This is a genomic window from Pseudomonas syringae group sp. 26L6, from assembly GCF_032587815.1.
In the GTDB taxonomy this organism is placed as follows: domain Bacteria; phylum Pseudomonadota; class Gammaproteobacteria; order Pseudomonadales; family Pseudomonadaceae; genus Aquipseudomonas; species Aquipseudomonas amygdali.
In genome coordinates this window covers 84348-99973 of sequence record NZ_JAWHPJ010000009.1, presented here as the reverse complement: position 1 = coordinate 99973, position 15626 = coordinate 84348, and the positions used below count along the sequence as shown (strand labels likewise).

The following is a 15626-nucleotide window of genomic DNA, read 5'->3' as shown; positions in this document are numbered from 1 at the left end:
CAAATCCACACACTCTTGTGAAACTAGCTCATGAATGCCGTGCGGCAGTTAAAAATGTGCGCGTGCGACGGGGTCCGGCGGATTGCCACATTCTGGCAAGCGGCTAAAGACCCGCGCATAAACGACGATATAGATGGGGGGCAGGCTGTGAAGCGTCTAAATCAAGGCATTCGCGCCCGATTTGATGATGGCATCTCGCAACCGAGGTGCACATTATGCGAAAATGCCGCGTCTTTGCCGGTATGCCACCGTGGGAATGTCGCAGCACGCGTGCATTAAATTGCACATCAGGCGTGCCTCCATGCCCCGATGCGGCGTCTCAGACTCCGTGAACAGGCTGACCAGGTGTGTTTTCTGGAGGATGCCGAGGGGTGATATTCCCGGGCGTCGCCGCACACCAACAGAGCAAATGTCACTCATGACGCTGAATCCAATGATGATAAGAAGTCAGCGCAGCAGGACATAAATTGAGGTCTCGAGCGGTATTATATTGGCCTTGTATGTCCACCTCTAGTCCCTGTGGGTGCGAGCGTTTGTCGCAGGCTTCGATGCATGTGACAGGCCGTTTCTTCAGGAGTAGTCGGCGGATGGCGTTTATCAGATGGATGACAGAATGTTTAAAAAAGTGAACACGGCCCTGCTGGGTCTGGCCATTTCCATGGGCCTGATGCCCGTGCAGGCGGCTGAAACCAAGAAAGTCGACGTATTGCTCGTCGGCGGCGGCATCATGAGTGCAACGCTTGCGGTCTGGCTCAACGAGCTGGAGCCGAGCTGGTCGATGGAAATGGTCGAGCGCCTCGATGGCGTGGCCGAAGAAAGCTCCAACGGCTGGAACAACGCCGGTACCGGCCACTCGGCCCTGGCCGAGCTGAACTACACCCCGGAAGACAAGAACGGCAACGTTGATATCTCCAAGGCCATCGAGATCAACGAAGCGTTCCAGATTTCCCGTCAGTTCTGGTCGTGGCAGGTCAAGACCGGCGTTCTGAAGAACCCGCGTTCGTTCATCAACTCCACGCCGCACATGAGCTTCGTGTGGGGCGACAACAACATCCAGTTCCTGCGCAAGCGTTACGCAGCATTGCAGGCCAGCCCGCTGTTCAGCGGCATGCAGTACTCCGAAGACCACGAGCAGATCAAGAAGTGGGTTCCATTGATGATGGAAGGTCGTGACCCGGCGCAGAAGCTGGCCGTGACCTGGAGCCCGATTGGCACCGACGTCAACTTCGGCGAGATCACCCGCCAGTTCGTCGCCAATCTGAAAGCCAAGCAGAATTTCAATCTGCAGTTGTCGAGCGAAGTCGAAGACATCAATCACAACGACGACGGCACCTGGCGCGTCAAGTACAAGAACCTGAAAGACGGTACTGTCACCGAGACCGACACCAAGTTCCTGTTCATCGGCGCTGGCGGTGCTGCCCTGCACCTTCTGCAGGAATCCGGTATTCCTGAAGCCAAAGAATACGGCGGCTTCCCGGTCGGCGGTTCGTGGCTTGTCACCGACAACCAGACTCTGGCCATGCAGCATATGGGCAAAGCCTACGGTATCGCGTCGACTGGCGCGCCACCCATGTCGGTTCCGCACCTTGACACCCGTGTTCTGGATGGCAAGCGCGTGATCCTGTTTGGCCCGTTCGCGACCTTCTCGACCAAGTTCCTGAAAAACGGTTCTTACTTCGATCTGCTGACCAGCACCACCACTCACAACGTGTGGCCGATGACTCGCGTTGGTATCGAACAGTACCCGCTGATCGAATACCTGGCAGGTCAGGTAATGATGTCTGACGACGATCGCTTCGCTGCTCTGCAGCAGTACTTCCCGAACGCCAAGAAAGAAGACTGGCGCCTGATGCAAGCCGGTCAGCGCGTGCAGATCATCAAGCGTGACGAAGAGAAAGGCGGCGTTCTGAAGCTGGGTACCGAAATCGTTGCTTCCAAGGACGGCTCCATCGCCGGTCTGCTGGGCGCATCGCCAGGTGCTTCGACTGCAGCGCCGATCATGCTGGGCGTGCTTGAGAAAGTCTTCAAGGACAAGGTAGCGACTCCGGAATGGCAGGCAAAACTGCGCCAGATCGTGCCTAGCTACGGCACCAAGCTGAACAACAACCCGGATCGCGTTGCCGAGGAATGGGCTTACACAGCCGAAGTCCTGCAACTGACTCCGCCGCCGCCGGTGAACAAGACAGGTAATGCTCCAACACCTGCACCTGCTGCACAGCCAGCGAAAAGCAATCCAGCCAGTGACATGGCGCTCTAAGGCTTTCACAGCTTGAAGCAAAGCCCCGCCAGACAATGTCTGGCGGGGCTTTTTTGTAATTGGCGCCTTCTGGCCGAAAAAACAGTTAAAGCCACGCGTCCTCTTGGCACCTGTTATGGTGGCACACCTCCTTCACTCTCTGGCTTGTATCAGCAGAGCTGTATTATCCAGGTCTCCACGCCGCACCTTCGCGGCAACCTCGCATTTTCTTGCGCTGTCCATCCGGGCTGTTGGTCGCTCAAAGTTTTGTCGCGGCTGACAAAAACTATCCGAATCGCTCTTTGTGCTTAACGACTGCATGTCGTACCAAGGCAGCGGCAGGCTGTTTCCGGTTGAAATACCCTATGGAGTTCACGCAAATGATCGAGCCCATGCTGGCTACAGGCCCAGATGCAGCGCTTGAAGCCGCGCTTGCCGAGTGTGCCCGTGAACCGATTCGGGTGCCCGGCGCAATCCAGCCTCATGGCGTGCTGCTGAGCGTTGCAGGCAACCCGCTGTGTATCGAACAAGTCAGCGCCAATTGCGCAAATGAGCTTGGGCTGGACAGCGACGCGTTGCTGGGCAGGCCCCTGTCATTGCTGTTATCGCCCGAGCAGGCGACGATTATCGAAAATGCGTACCACCACCCTGCTGCTCCACACATTGATCCGATACGACTGACGCTGGGAAGCGCTCACTACAGTGCTTCGCTGCACCGTACCGATGACGTGCTGATTATCGAACTGGAACCCTTCGTCGAAGCCGGCCACGAACAGTCCAGAATCATTACCCGTGTGTTGCGCAACCTGCAGGCAGCGACCACGCTGGAAACGCTGTTCGATATCAGTGTTCACGAGATTCAGGCACTTACCGGCTACGACCGGGTGATGATTTACCGGTTCGAGCCCGAGGGGCATGGCAAAGTCGTTGCCCAGGCGTTGACCGGGCTATTACCCAGTTACAGTGGTTTGAACTTCCCAGGCTCGGATATTCCTGCCCAGGCGCGAGAGCTGTATCGTTTGAACTGGATTCGGGTGATTCCGGACGCAACCTACGTTCCCGTCCCCCTGATACCGACACTGCGACCTGCAACAGGCCAGCCACTCGATCTGGGCTTCTCGACGCTGCGTAGCGTGTCCCCTGTTCACTGCGAATACCTCAAGAACATGGGCGTGCGCTCATCAATGAGCATCTCGCTGCTGGACGGCGGCGAACTTTGGGGTCTTATCGCCTGTGGGCATCCTGAACCGCTGCTGGTGTCCAGAGAGCTGCGCGATGCCTGTGCAATGATCGGGCAACTGTTGTCGGTAAAAATTTCCGCAATTGTTGCAACTGATATTCAGCGCGAACGGGAAGAGAAAGTTGTCCTGCTCGGGCAACTGGCAGACGCAATGAGTCGCGCCGACCATGAAATCCTCGACGGCCTGGTGAGCCGACCCGAACTGCTTCAGTCCTTGACACTGGCGGACGGCGTCGCGGTTCTGATTGACGACCGGGTTCACCTGTTCGGCGTATGCCCTACGACCGAGCAGGTGCAAGCGCTGTACCTCTGGATTCGGGACACAGGGCTGGCACGCCAGCGGTCGACGCAGCGAACGACAGGCTTGCAGGGTCTGGGTGTTTTTCATACCCACTCCATGCACAAGGAGTATCCCGAAAGCGCGGCCTACAGAGATGTCGCGAGCGGCGTCATTGCCTTTACATTGCCCAAGCCGATTGATAACGCGGTCATGTGGTTTCGTGCTCAGCTCACCTCGACAATGAACTGGAGCGGAAACCCGGCCCACCATGTGAGTACCAGCCCGGAAGGCTCCGCACGCCACCGCTTGCGCCCGAGACAGTCTTTCGACGCGTGGGAACAGCAGGTCACAGGCATCGCCAGCCCCTGGTCGCGGGGCGATCTTTATGGTGCTGAAGACATACGCCGCTCAGCGCTGGAGAACGACCTGGAGCGCCAGGTTCAGCGCGAGCAGGAGGCGGTGCGTTTGCGCGATGAGCTGGTCGCGGTGGTGTCCCATGACCTGCGCAACCCGATGTCGATCATCATCATGCAGTGCGGCATGATGCAGCGATGGGCAATCGGCGATACACACTCTGAAAACCGCAACATCCGGCGCGCACTGGGCACCATCGAGAAAGCGACAACCCGCATGAACAGTCTTCTTGAAGACTTGCTCGATACCGCACAGATTGAAGCAGGCCGTTATCAGCTCTCACGCTTGCCGCTGGGTGTCACCAGTCTGCTTGAAGAGGCATGCAGCCTTCTGGTCATGCTGACCACTGAAAAGAATATCGAACTCAATTGCACAGCCGCGCAGGGTCTGGTCATCAATGCGGATCCGGAGCGAATCTTTCAGGTGCTTTCCAACCTAGTGGGTAACGCCATTAAGTTCACCCCCAAAGGTGGCCGAATCAACATCAATGCGGTCGCCAGTGAAAATGAAGTCCTGTTCAAGGTCAGTGATGACGGGATAGGTATCCCGGCGGAACACTTGCCCTATATTTTCCAGCGTTACTGGTCTGTCAAGGAAGGCAACCCGCGAGGCAACGGCCTGGGTCTTTATATATGCCAGGGTATTATCACCGCCCACGGTGGACGCTTGTGGACCGAAAGCTCACTCGATTCGGGAAGTGTATTTTCCTTCACGCTGCCTATGCATCAGGGGCAGGATGTCATTGGCGAGGCGACGTTTTTAAAACAGAGCGGCACGACTCATCGACTGGCGCAATCGATCTCCAGCAAACTGGAGCGCCAGCAACTGGAAGATCGCCTGACCCGCGCGGGGCTGCAGAACGAACTGAACCATCGGGTCAAAAACACCCTGGCAACCGTTCAGGCCATCGCCTCTCTCACGGTCAACAGCTCTGCCTCACTGGAGTCCTTTCGCAAAAGCTTCGATGCACGTCTGTTTGCACTGAGCCAGGCGCATGATGCCCTGGCCCGGGCAGAGTGGATATCCACTGAACTGGTCGACCTGATCGAGCAACTTCAAGCGGTAAACGCGGGGGCGCACAAGATCAGCTTCACAGGCAATCCGGTAACTCTGGAGCCGCGCGTGTCATTGACGCTCTCAATGGTTCTGCACGAACTGATGGCTAACGCGGTGCAGCATGGTGCACTTTCATCAGCAGCAGGCCAGGTGACGGTGATCTCCACCCTGGATGCCGGGCACAATCTTCCCACGCTGAAGATCGAATGGAGTGAAACAGGCGGCCCGCCGATTGCCGAAAGCACGGTAAAAGGCTTTGGCTTTCGCTTGATACGCCGCAGTATCGAACGAGAACTCAAAGGCAAGGTCGACATTCAGTTCGCCAGCACAGGCATTATCTGGTCGATGCTGATCCCTTGGCCAGACAAACCGGAAGGCAGCTTATGAGTTCAGAATCAGACGACCATACCTCGCTCCCCAAAGTGCTGCTGGTCGAGGACGAGACAATGCTCGCAATGCTGATGGAAATGATGCTTGAGGACCTGGGGTTCGCTACCGCCTACCACGCCAGTTCGCTTGGCGAAGGCATTGAATATGCTCGCAACGGCGACTATGACCTCGCCATTCTGGATATCAATATCATCGGCGGTAACTCGTTCCCGATAGCAGCGGCCATTGCCCATCGCGGCATACCCTTCATGTTTTGCTCCGGGTATGGGCGACTGGGCATCCCCGAGGTATGGGTTGACCGGCGCTGCGTCGCCAAACCGTTCAGTGCAGAGCAGTTGAATGAGGCCTTGAGCGAACTGCTTCAGGCCTGACCGGGTCAGCTCTCAATCAGCCTGTTATCGGCTGGCGAAGGTTTACGCTCACGGTAAGTCGCCACCACCACCAGCACCAGCAACACCGCGAGCAGCACTGCGGACGACCCTATCGTGCCGAAATCCAGCCCGCCCTTCTCGTAGGGCTTGGTCAGCACATCACCCAGCGTTGCCCCGAATGGCCTCGTCAACACAAAGGCTATCCAGAAAAGCATGATCGAGGACAGTCTGGTAGTGAAATGCAGGACGACGACCAACGCTATCGCAGCACCGATCAGCACTGCCCCCCCGGCAAAACCGAGCCCCGAGTCGTCGGCCAGATAATCGCCGAGCGCTGTGCCCAGCGTGTTGGAGATGAGAATCGCGAACCAGTAAAAAAGCTCACCTTTCAGCGTTGAGACTCTGTCTACCGACAACGATTTCTCGCTGACATACCACGCGCAAAAAATGACCATCAGCAGGGTAATCAGAATTGCAGAACCCGTTGCGTAGCCAAGCCCGAGTGTCCGGTCCATGAAGTCCGACATCGTGGTGCCTGCGGTACTGGTGGAAAGAATGACCAACCAGTAAAGCATCGGGTGATAACGTTTTGCGGCGAGCTGTGTCACGAGCGTGGCTACAAACAGGCTTATCAGTATCAGAGAGCTGATCGCATACCCGACATCAAGCGTCATCGACAATAAGTCGCCCGCTGTTTCACCAAGTGTGGTCGCGCAGATCTTCATGATCCAGAAGGCCAGGGTTATCTGGGGCAGCTTGTTCATTGTGTCTACCTGGATGATCAATAAAGGCGTGTTTCGCAGAGCGCGAATGTCGCCATGATCAGGCTCCAGATGTTTGAAATGTGTGAGGCCGAAATGAAAAACTGATTGAAGCAGGCAGGGATTCGCATAAAAAAACAGGCCGGGTTACCCCAGCCTGCTCACATCACGAAGCGATCGTGGTTTCCTCTGGGCCGGGCCACTCGCTGTCCGGCACATCATAGATGTCGCCGTTCTCGACGCCGTCGATCTCGTACTGGGTCAGGTAGTCCCTGAGGTGATCGGAGAAGCGGTTAACGCGCGTTTCCTGCTTGCCCTCCTCGATCAGACCGGGAATCAGCAACGCCAGAGCGCCCACGCCGGCTGCGGCAATACCAAGGCTGCCAGCGAGCAGCGGCAAGGCACGGACCACGCTGCCCGTCAGTTGCAGAACGCCCGCAGCGCCTTCAGCTGCAGATGCCAGACCTGCCATAGCGCCAAGAGATCCGGCAGTGATGCTCATGCCACCGGCAACCAGCTCGCCTCTTCTGATCGACTTCACTCCATCAAAGATGCCGTAAGCACCCGCAGCCACACCGGCAAGTCCACCGAGCCCCTTCGCAGCGTTTTCCAATTTCGACAGGTTAGTCGTGATGTCCTTGTAAACGTCCGGCTCCAATACGTCCTTGATGTCCTTGAACATGGTCGTGACGTTCTTGATGCCGCCCTCGACCAGCAACGTTGCGCTTTGTACCGAACCGGTAGTGATGTCGACGATTTGCCGATCAGTCAGGCCCCCCGCGCCATTTGCGCCTTTAGCAATGGTGATACCGGCCATGAACAGGCCGCTGACGCCATGCAGGACTCCGGCACCGGAAGCGGCCTTTATCGACGAGTTATCGCTGAACAGGCCCAGCTCGGAAATGGACTTGGTGCCCTGACGCAGCAAATCCCAATTGCCTCTGAAAACGCCAAGAATCTGGTCAGACGTAGCGGGTTTGCCATCGGCATGCATCAGCAGTTCGGGGTTGCTCTTGCTGATCTCATCGATCAGTGCCTTGACCTTCTCCTCATCCAGCGCTTCACTGCCTTCCTTGCCGAACGCTTTTTTCAGGTCCTCGAAGCTGGCATCGTTGAAGACGTTCTCCTGAGCAATCGCGGTGTAGTTCTCTGTCAGCTTGTCGTCGTATTTACCCGTGAACTCTGGGTTCAGCGCGGCGTTGTACATCGCCACTTCCATGCTGAACTGGCTGGTCGCCACTTCAAAGCTTTCAGTTTTCAGCAGCTCTTTGAGGCGCTCACCGGACACCAGCGATTTTTCATAGAAGGCCTCGAAATCCTTGTTATGCGAGGATTTCTGCACTGCTTCCTGAATTTCGCCCGGTTTGCTGAAACCCAGCGCGCCCTGAACGCTTTGCGCCGAGCTGTAGAACTGAGCAAGCGCTGTCTGCTGGTCGGTCTTGCCATCCTTGGTATTGGCGTCCCACAGCTTGTCCAGCGCAGCACCGGTCTTGATATCGTTGTCGTAAGTACTTTGCAGCGCGCGCTTGAGCCCGTCGCTGCCCTCCAGCACCTTGCTTGCCTCGCTGGTGGCATTCTCGTTATAGAACTTGACTACTGCGGCATCCTTTTCAAGCATCGCTACATGTTTGTTGACATCATCGAGGAGCTTCTGCGCATCGGGATGACTGCGTACATTGTTGGCGATCTGGACCTTGGATTTGTCGTCCTTCCACATCCCGGCACCGCTGCCCTGCACGATCAGACTCTGTGCAGCCTTGAGTTCCTGAAGTACGGCAGCCTTCTGCTCTGCGCTGTAATTTTGCGGGTTATCGAACACATCCTTGTTGAGCGGGTCGGTGTTGACCTTGTCCAGCAGATTGCCTTCGGCAACGGCTTCCAGCAATGTACCTACCGCCCCGACGTCCTTCGGCGAAGCCGTCCTGATGAAGGCCTGAATGTCACCGCGGCTGGCCTTGCCATCTGTGCCCTGCTCCAGGGGACTCTTCGCATTGTCGAGCAACGCAAAGGCACCGGGTTGCGACCAGAAGTCCAACGCTTCCTTGACCTCATCACTCAACTGAGGGTTTTTCTCTTTGTAGGCTGTCAGTGCTTCAGCGTTGAAATCCGAAGAGCCGGTCTTGCCTTTGATCGCGTCGTAATTTTCGTCGATGATCACCGCATATCTGGCGATCTGCCTTGAAGCCTCATCGGCGTCAGGGTTGGCCTTGAGAAAATCCTTGTAACTACCGATCTCCTCGGTCTTTTTCAGCTCGGGCAGCGCGGCGAAGCCCAGCTTGCCAAAATCCTGCAACCGTCCGGCCTCGGTGCCATGCTTTGCCTCGGCGCCCTTGGTGAAGCCATCAATGCTGCTGTTGAACACCTGGCCACCTGACTGAGCCTCGCCCTTCTCGTTGTACAGGGTCACTCGGTCAAGCACCTGAGCCGCACGAAACGCGGCATTGGCATCTTTTTCGAAATCGCCGACCCGCTCCTTGAGCATGTCCTTGACGCCGCTCTGATTTCCCAGATTTTTCAACAACGGATTAGCGTCGATGATCTCTTCGGCCGAACGCTTGTCATCCTTGGGCAACTCCCACAAAAAACCGAGTTTCTCGGCCTGTTCACGTGCTTCCTTGTTGTCACCCACTGATGACACATTGGTCATCTCGCCCTTGAGGCTTGCAAACCCGTCCTTGCCAAAGTCCTGCAGGCGACCGGCTTCAGTACCGTTCTTCGCCTCGCCACTCTTGGTGAAACCGTTGATGCTACCGTTCGCTACATCGCTACCGACAATCCGCACGCCGTTGCCATCGAACTGTTCGATGTGAGCCAGCACCTGGGTCGCGCGATAGGCTGCGTCGGCATCGCGCTCGAAATCGCCGACCTGCTCCTTGAGCATGTCCTTGACGTCACTCTGGTTACCCAGATTTTTCAACAACGGGTCGCTGTCGATTATGGCCTGCGCGTCGCGCTCGTCGCCTTTCGGTCGCTCCCACTGAATGCCCAGTTTCTCGGCCTGCTCACGGATGGCAGGGTCGTCAGCCGGGGATCGCACCTCATGCAGTTTGCCTTTCAGACTGGAAAAACCGAACTTGCCGAAATCCTTCAAACGACCCGCTTCGCTGCCATGCTTCGCGTCGCTGCTGCTGGTATACCCGTCGATGCGATTATTGCCGATGTCGTTACTGGCCAGACGGTTACCATTGGCGTCAAAGGTCTCAATGTGTTCAAGCAGTTGCACAGCTCGGAATGCGGCGCTCGAATCCTTGGTGTAATCGCCCACCTGAGCGATCAGGTTCTGTTTGGCTTCGCCACGGTCGCCTCGTCCGCCCAGACTTTTGAGCAACGGGTTGTCGTCAATGATTTCCTGTGCAGAGCGCTTGTCATCTGAAGGTAACTCCCACTGGATACCGGCATCCCTGGACTGCTGCACGGCCTGCTCCCAGGCCTTGGCGTCTAACGGGTCTTTTGGCTTTTCAGTGGTGATTTTGCTGACGGAGGTCATTGTCTTTATCCTTCCATTGGTCACCAGAAAAATCACAGCGACAACTGCTGCCCGCGCAAAAGAACGAGCTGCGCCATGAGTCAGACTGGTGCGAGCTGGGCCTGACTAAAAGGCAGAGGCACGGGACCTGATCAAAGACCAGGCATCCGCGATCACACTCGATTAAATCGGACTTGCGTTAAGAAGGGATGACACAGACCGGAAAGTTACCTCGAACAGCTGTCTCAGCGCCCTCATTACGCAGCGCGTTACGGGTAACAAGACGGTTTACTTCTGATGACACGCTGACAAGTCATACAGCCTTGAAGGCACGGCAAATACAGCACATTGCCGGTTTTTCGCATGAATATCTCAACGGCCCAGGGCCCGAAGTCGTCGAACTCACCGAGACGCTTTATGAGGGTTGTAGAAAATTATCGCTCAGTCGACAGACGGTACTCGGGTTGACCGGCAAATGGTGTCCATTACTACGGGCGTGGTTTATGCATAGCTAACTAAACGGTCACATCAGCTAATTAAGATTCAGCGTCCCAGCCGAACAGCCGCGTCTAGCTCATCGAGCTGACGTTACGGGATGTAAGCAGATCAAAAAAACCGTTTAAAGATCAATACTTCATGCTCCTGCAAGGTGCGGTAGCACAGTTGTTACTTCTGATACAGGTCTAAGCATGGATTTTGAAACAGGCGGCCCGGGTACAATGGTCGATATCAGAACGCGTGACGCTCTCCAAGGGCAGGAAGCTATCCGCTTCGGCTCTTTTGTGCTGCACCCGCAACAGCAGCTGTTGTTCAGGCACTCGCAGCCGGTACCGCTGGGCAGTCGCGCCATGTCTCTGCTGGTGGCATTCGCAACACGCCCCGGCGAACTGCTGGAAAAGGCCGAATTGCTGACACTGGCCTGGCCCAAGGCGGTGGTGGAAGAATGCAACCTGCGCGCTCAGATCGTGACGTTGCGCAGAGCGCTGGAAGAGCAGGACGATTTCACTTATATCGTCACCGTGCCAGGCAGGGGTTATCGATTCAGCGCCCCGGTGAGCGTTCAACCAGCAACCGCTCCTGCGCTACCTGCACCTGCACCTGCACCTGCAAAAGACACATTTGCTGCGGCACCGGCGATAAAGCGCCAGGTGCTTGGCCGTGACGCGCTGGTCCGGCAGTTGCATGAACTGACGCTGAAGCGTCGCTTGCTGACCTTGACCGGTCCTGGCGGCGTGGGCAAGACCACTGTGGCGCTGGCGCTGGCAGATAGCCTGGCTGCACATGCCTCGTTGAGCACGGCGTTCGTTGACCTGACGCCGGTCACCTGCGCTCAGCCTGTCGTGGGCAGCATTGCCTTCGCCCTGGGTTTAAGCACTGAAAACGAACAGCCACTGCGTGACATCCCGTCCTCACTGGCAAAGCGGCCGCAATTGCTGGTACTGGATAACTGCGAGCATGTACTTGATGAAACCGCCTCTGCCGTAGAAGCATTATTGGCCAATGCCCCACTGTGCTGCGTAGTGGTCACCAGCCGTGAGCCATTACGCGTACAAGGCGAATGGGTGCATGAACTCAGCCCCCTGCAAGTACCGGACGAAAACCAGACTGTCAGCGCCGAGACTGCCATTGCCTACTCGGGTGTGGAACTGTTTGTCACACGTGCCCGAGAGCAGGACCCCGCATTTGTGTTGACTGACAACGATACCGAAGCGGTCTCAGCCATCTGCCGCAAATTGGACGGCAATCCGTTGGCAATCGAGCTGGCCGCTGCACGCGTCAGGACATTCGGCATTGCCGATCTGGTCGGGCTGCTGGACGGCAGTTTTCGCTTGCAGATGACCGGGCTGCGCACCGCGTTACCGCGTCAGCGTTCGCTAAGCGCCACGCTGGACTGGACATACGGCATGCTCACCGGGCACGAGCAGGCACTCCTGCGTCAACTGTCCATTTTCAACGGCTCATTCACGCTTGATGGCGTCATGGCAATCGTCAATATCGGCTTGCCGGATGTACGCATGACGCTACCGATGCTGGAAAGCCTGCTCGACAAATCCCTTCTCGGAACCTTTGACCACAGCCAGGGCAAGCGCTTTCGGCTGCTGGAAACCACGCGTCTATATGCTCATGACAAGCTCGTTCAGCTCGATGATGTGCCGCGTTTGTGCCGCGCCCACGCCCAGTGGGCACTGCGCCTGCTCAACCAGGCCAGACTCGATCTCGATCAGTTGACACAAGACGTCTGGACCCAGCGCTACGCCGCAGAGATCGACACTATTCGCGCAGCACTGACCTGGGCCTTTTCAGCCGAGGGTGATCGACAACTTGGTGTAGAACTGACCCTGAGCAGCTCGCCCCTGTGGCTCAGGCTGTCACTGGTGCGCGAGTACCAGGACTGGGTCAGCCTCGGTACACCGCGCCACGTCGAAGAAAAGGCACAGATGGATCGTCGTCAGCGTATGCGCTTGTTGACCATGTCCGGCAGTATTTTGATGCTTACCTACGGTGCCGGGCAGAAAATGCGCGAGGTCTGGCAACAGGTCAGTGAGGATGCCGAAGAGCTCAACGACTCCGAGTACCGCCTGCGCGCTTTGTGGGGCCAGTGGAACGACCACACCTGCAGCAACAGGCACAGCAAGGGTAAGGAAGTAGCCTTGCGATTCCTCGCGCTGGGCAAGGATTACAGAATCGCCGACTGCCAGTTGCTGGGCAGGCGAATGCGCGCCACCAGCGCGTTTTACATGGGCGATATGAAAACCGCCGGGCAGGCGATCGAAGAAGCTCTGGGCGCTTCAAGGTCTGCTTCGTCACATATCATCGACATGCATTTCGACCAGCGAATTGCCGCACAATCATTGCGTGCCCAGGTACAGTTGCTGGTTGGCAATACCGGCCAGGCGATGGTTGCCCTGGACACCAACGTGAAGCAGGCCATTGCCCTGAGTCACCCCGCGACGCTCTGGTATACCCTGGCCATCAGTGCGATCCCCGCAACGCTGATTGCAGGCACGTTGCACAAGACACGTCACTTTCTGGATGTGCTTAAAAAAAGCAGCGAACGGCAACCGCTGCATATCTGGCGTCAGTTGACCAGTTGCTATGAGAGTATCCTGCTGATTCGTGAAGGCGACCCGGCAGCAGGCGTGCCATTGCTGGGAGAAGCGCTTCAACAGCTGCGCAACCATGTGGAAACGCCGCTGTGTTCAATGCTGCATACCGAGTACGTATCAGGTCTGGCCGCGCTACGGCTTGAACCCCTTGCGCTGGAAACGCTGGATGAAATTCACACCAACGCTGTTGAACACCATGATCGTTGGTATTTGCCGGAGATCATGAGAGTCAAGGCACAGCTGATGCTCAGTCAACCACACATTCATGCGCTGGAAGACGTACGCAAGATGCTGACCCAGGCACTGGACATCGCTCGGCAGGACGGTACACATTTCTGGGCGTGGCGCATCAACGCTGACCTCAACCGGCTGAAAATCGCCCCCGGCACACCAGCCCATCGCCATTGCCCGGCGGTGCATTGAAACACCGCGTCAGGCGTCAGATCAGCCGCTGCGCCACCAGCGCATCGGCCACTGCCTGAAACGTATTTTCCGGCACCGGATCACCAGCTACGCTGCGCCGGGCGATCATTTCGGCGAGACTTGCGTCGGGCCAGCGGGCAATGCCCAGCGACAAGGCCTCTGCCAGCAAGGTGCTCGAATCCTGTGAGGAGGCACGACAGACCACTATCGGCACCGGTGTCTCACCGCGCACATAGCGTACGCCCACCACCCAGCCTCCGCTGTCGCCAATCACCAAGGAGGCGCGCCCCAACCCAAGCTTTGTGGCCAGTGCCTGCATTTCGCGACGCTGGCGCTGGCGTTCGCGCTTGATCATGGGGTCGCCATCAATGTCCTTGCGTTCGCGTTTCTGTTCGCTATGGCTCATTTTCATTTCACGGCCGAACAGCCAGCGTTGCATCAGCACATCTACCGCGCCGACCAGCAGAAACGCTGCAAGCACGGTGAATACCAGTGGTTTGAGGACCAGATAGAACGTCGACTCGATGCAGCCTTCGCCGCATCGTGATGACTCCATCAGGGCCTGCAGCGCCTGGCGGCCGACGACATAGAATGCCAGCGCCAGTAACACAACCTTGACCAGCCCCTTCAGAAATTCGATCAGGTTGCGCATCGCGAAAATGCGCTTGAATCCCTCGGTAGGGTTGATACGTTTGATATCCGGCTGAATCGGCTCGATCGAAAACACCACGCCGCGCATGGTCACGATGTTGGTCAGGATCACCGCGCTGACAGTCACGGCTACCACTGGCACTGTAATGCCGATGACAATCTGCTCGGCATGATCGAGCAGCCGTGGCCAGACCTCTGCAAACGGCTCGATATAGATCAGTGCGGTCAGATCTATCAGTGCCTCGACCTGCGCACGTGCCTTGGGCAGCAGCACCGAGATGCACAAGGTACACATCAGGATGACCATGCCCGACACCAGGTCCTGGCTCTTGGCAACCTGCCCCTTCTTGCGTGCATCGCGTAGCTTCTTGTCCGAGGCCGGCTGGCTTTTTTCCTCGCTTGACTCACTCATCCCGGGCCCTCGCTGGCCAGCGTTTTCAGAACCTCGACCGTTCCTCGAAATTGCGCCAGTTGGTCAATCATGACCGGAATCAGAAACCCGATATAAACCACCATCAACACCGCAAAAAACAGATTTTTGACCGGCAGTGAAAGGTCAAAAATATGCAGGCTGGGTGCCATGCGCGACAGGTAAGCGAGCATCAGATCAGTGATCAGCATCGCAATCAGCAAGGGCGCAACCATCAGCACGCCAATGCGCATCACCTGGTCGAGAATGGCCAGAATGGAGGTCAGAGCAGCGCTGCTGAACAACGGCGTGAACTCGGTAACTGGCCAGAGCTGATAGCTGTGGTAATAACCGTCGACCATCAGAATAAAGCCGCCCGACATGAAAAACAGTGTAATGAGCATGACGGTCAGCAGCGTGGCCATCACGCTCGCTTCCCCCTGCCCCAAAGGGTCGACCAGCTGTTCCATGGTCGAACCCCGTTGCAGGTCGATCAGTTCACCAGCCACCTCGGCAGCCCAGAACGGTATGCCGAACAACAGGCCGATCAGCAGCCCTATCAGCAACTCCTTGATCATCAGCCCCGCGAGGAAAAAACCGCTGTGCTCGGGCATAGAAGTAAACGCCGAGAACACCGGCAAGATCATCGGCACCGAGATCGCCACTGCCACGCAGCCACGGATCATGCCGGTCAGGCCCAGACGATTGAATGCCGGGGTAATGATCACCACACCCATCGCCCGCGAAGCTGCCAGCGATGCGGAACTGATCACCGGATAAGCGATTTCGATGAACGCATTGGTCAGATCAGCGCCCATGACG

Annotated in this window: 8 protein-coding genes; 4 read left to right on the top strand and 4 right to left on the bottom strand. The window is 57.0% G+C overall.

What is annotated here, in order from left to right; all coding sequences use genetic code 11:
- The first annotated feature begins 613 nt into the window (after positions 1–613).
- The 3 genes from mqo (at position 614) to RYA97_RS03030 (ending at position 5987) form a co-directional block, all read left to right on the top strand.
- Positions 614–2257, top strand: a complete 1644-nt coding sequence (mqo, locus tag RYA97_RS03040) for a malate dehydrogenase (quinone) (protein WP_002553589.1) — start codon at positions 614–616, stop codon at positions 2255–2257.
- Between the two features lie 359 nt (positions 2258–2616).
- Entirely contained in the window at positions 2617–5613 is a 2997-nt protein-coding gene (locus tag RYA97_RS03035; protein ID WP_029241017.1) for an ATP-binding protein, read from the top strand.
- Positions 5610–5987: a response regulator gene (locus RYA97_RS03030; RefSeq protein ID WP_002553587.1), complete on the top strand. Its 378-nt coding sequence runs from the start codon at positions 5610–5612 to the stop codon at positions 5985–5987. The genes RYA97_RS03035 and RYA97_RS03030 overlap by 4 nt, the downstream gene beginning before the upstream one ends.
- Positions 5988–5992: 5 nt before the next feature.
- Here RYA97_RS03030 and RYA97_RS03025 read toward each other — a convergent pair whose 3' ends face one another.
- Both RYA97_RS03025 and RYA97_RS03020 read right to left on the bottom strand, forming a co-directional pair.
- Positions 5993–6751, bottom strand: coding sequence for a membrane protein (locus RYA97_RS03025; RefSeq protein WP_016982085.1), 759 nt, complete (start codon positions 6749–6751; stop codon positions 5993–5995).
- Positions 6752–6914: 163 nt separating this feature from the next.
- Positions 6915–10235, bottom strand: coding sequence for a type III effector HrpK domain-containing protein (locus RYA97_RS03020; protein ID WP_117139931.1), 3321 nt, complete (start codon positions 10233–10235; stop codon positions 6915–6917).
- A gap of 668 nt (positions 10236–10903) precedes the next feature.
- Between RYA97_RS03020 and RYA97_RS03015 the strand changes: the two genes are divergently transcribed.
- A complete protein-coding gene (locus RYA97_RS03015) occupies positions 10904–13744 on the top strand; it encodes an ATP-binding protein (protein WP_046832857.1) in 2841 nt (946 codons plus the stop codon).
- A gap of 16 nt (positions 13745–13760) precedes the next feature.
- Here RYA97_RS03015 and RYA97_RS03010 read toward each other — a convergent pair whose 3' ends face one another.
- Both RYA97_RS03010 and sctT read right to left on the bottom strand, forming a co-directional pair.
- A complete protein-coding gene (locus tag RYA97_RS03010) occupies positions 13761–14807 on the bottom strand; it encodes an EscU/YscU/HrcU family type III secretion system export apparatus switch protein (protein ID WP_117139932.1) in 1047 nt (348 codons plus the stop codon).
- Complete coding sequence (gene sctT / locus RYA97_RS03005; RefSeq protein ID WP_004643252.1) at positions 14804–15622, bottom strand: type III secretion system export apparatus subunit SctT; 819 nt, start codon at positions 15620–15622, stop codon at positions 14804–14806. Before sctT ends, RYA97_RS03010 begins: the two co-directional genes overlap by 4 nt.
- Positions 15623–15626 lie beyond the last annotated feature (4 nt).

Coding starts and splice junctions, on each gene's coding strand:
- mqo (WP_002553589.1), top strand. CDS start 614: ATGTTTAAAAAAGTGAACACGGCCCTGCTGGGTCTGGCCATTTCCATG.
- RYA97_RS03035 (WP_029241017.1), top strand. CDS start 2,617: ATGATCGAGCCCATGCTGGCTACAGGCCCAGATGCAGCGCTTGAAGCC.
- RYA97_RS03030 (WP_002553587.1), top strand. CDS start 5,610: ATGAGTTCAGAATCAGACGACCATACCTCGCTCCCCAAAGTGCTGCTG.
- RYA97_RS03025 (WP_016982085.1), bottom strand. CDS start 6,751: ATGAACAAGCTGCCCCAGATAACCCTGGCCTTCTGGATCATGAAGATC.
- RYA97_RS03020 (WP_117139931.1), bottom strand. CDS start 10,235: ATGACCTCCGTCAGCAAAATCACCACTGAAAAGCCAAAAGACCCGTTA.
- RYA97_RS03015 (WP_046832857.1), top strand. CDS start 10,904: ATGGATTTTGAAACAGGCGGCCCGGGTACAATGGTCGATATCAGAACG.
- RYA97_RS03010 (WP_117139932.1), bottom strand. CDS start 14,807: ATGAGTGAGTCAAGCGAGGAAAAAAGCCAGCCGGCCTCGGACAAGAAG.
- sctT (WP_004643252.1), bottom strand. CDS start 15,622: ATGGGCGCTGATCTGACCAATGCGTTCATCGAAATCGCTTATCCGGTG.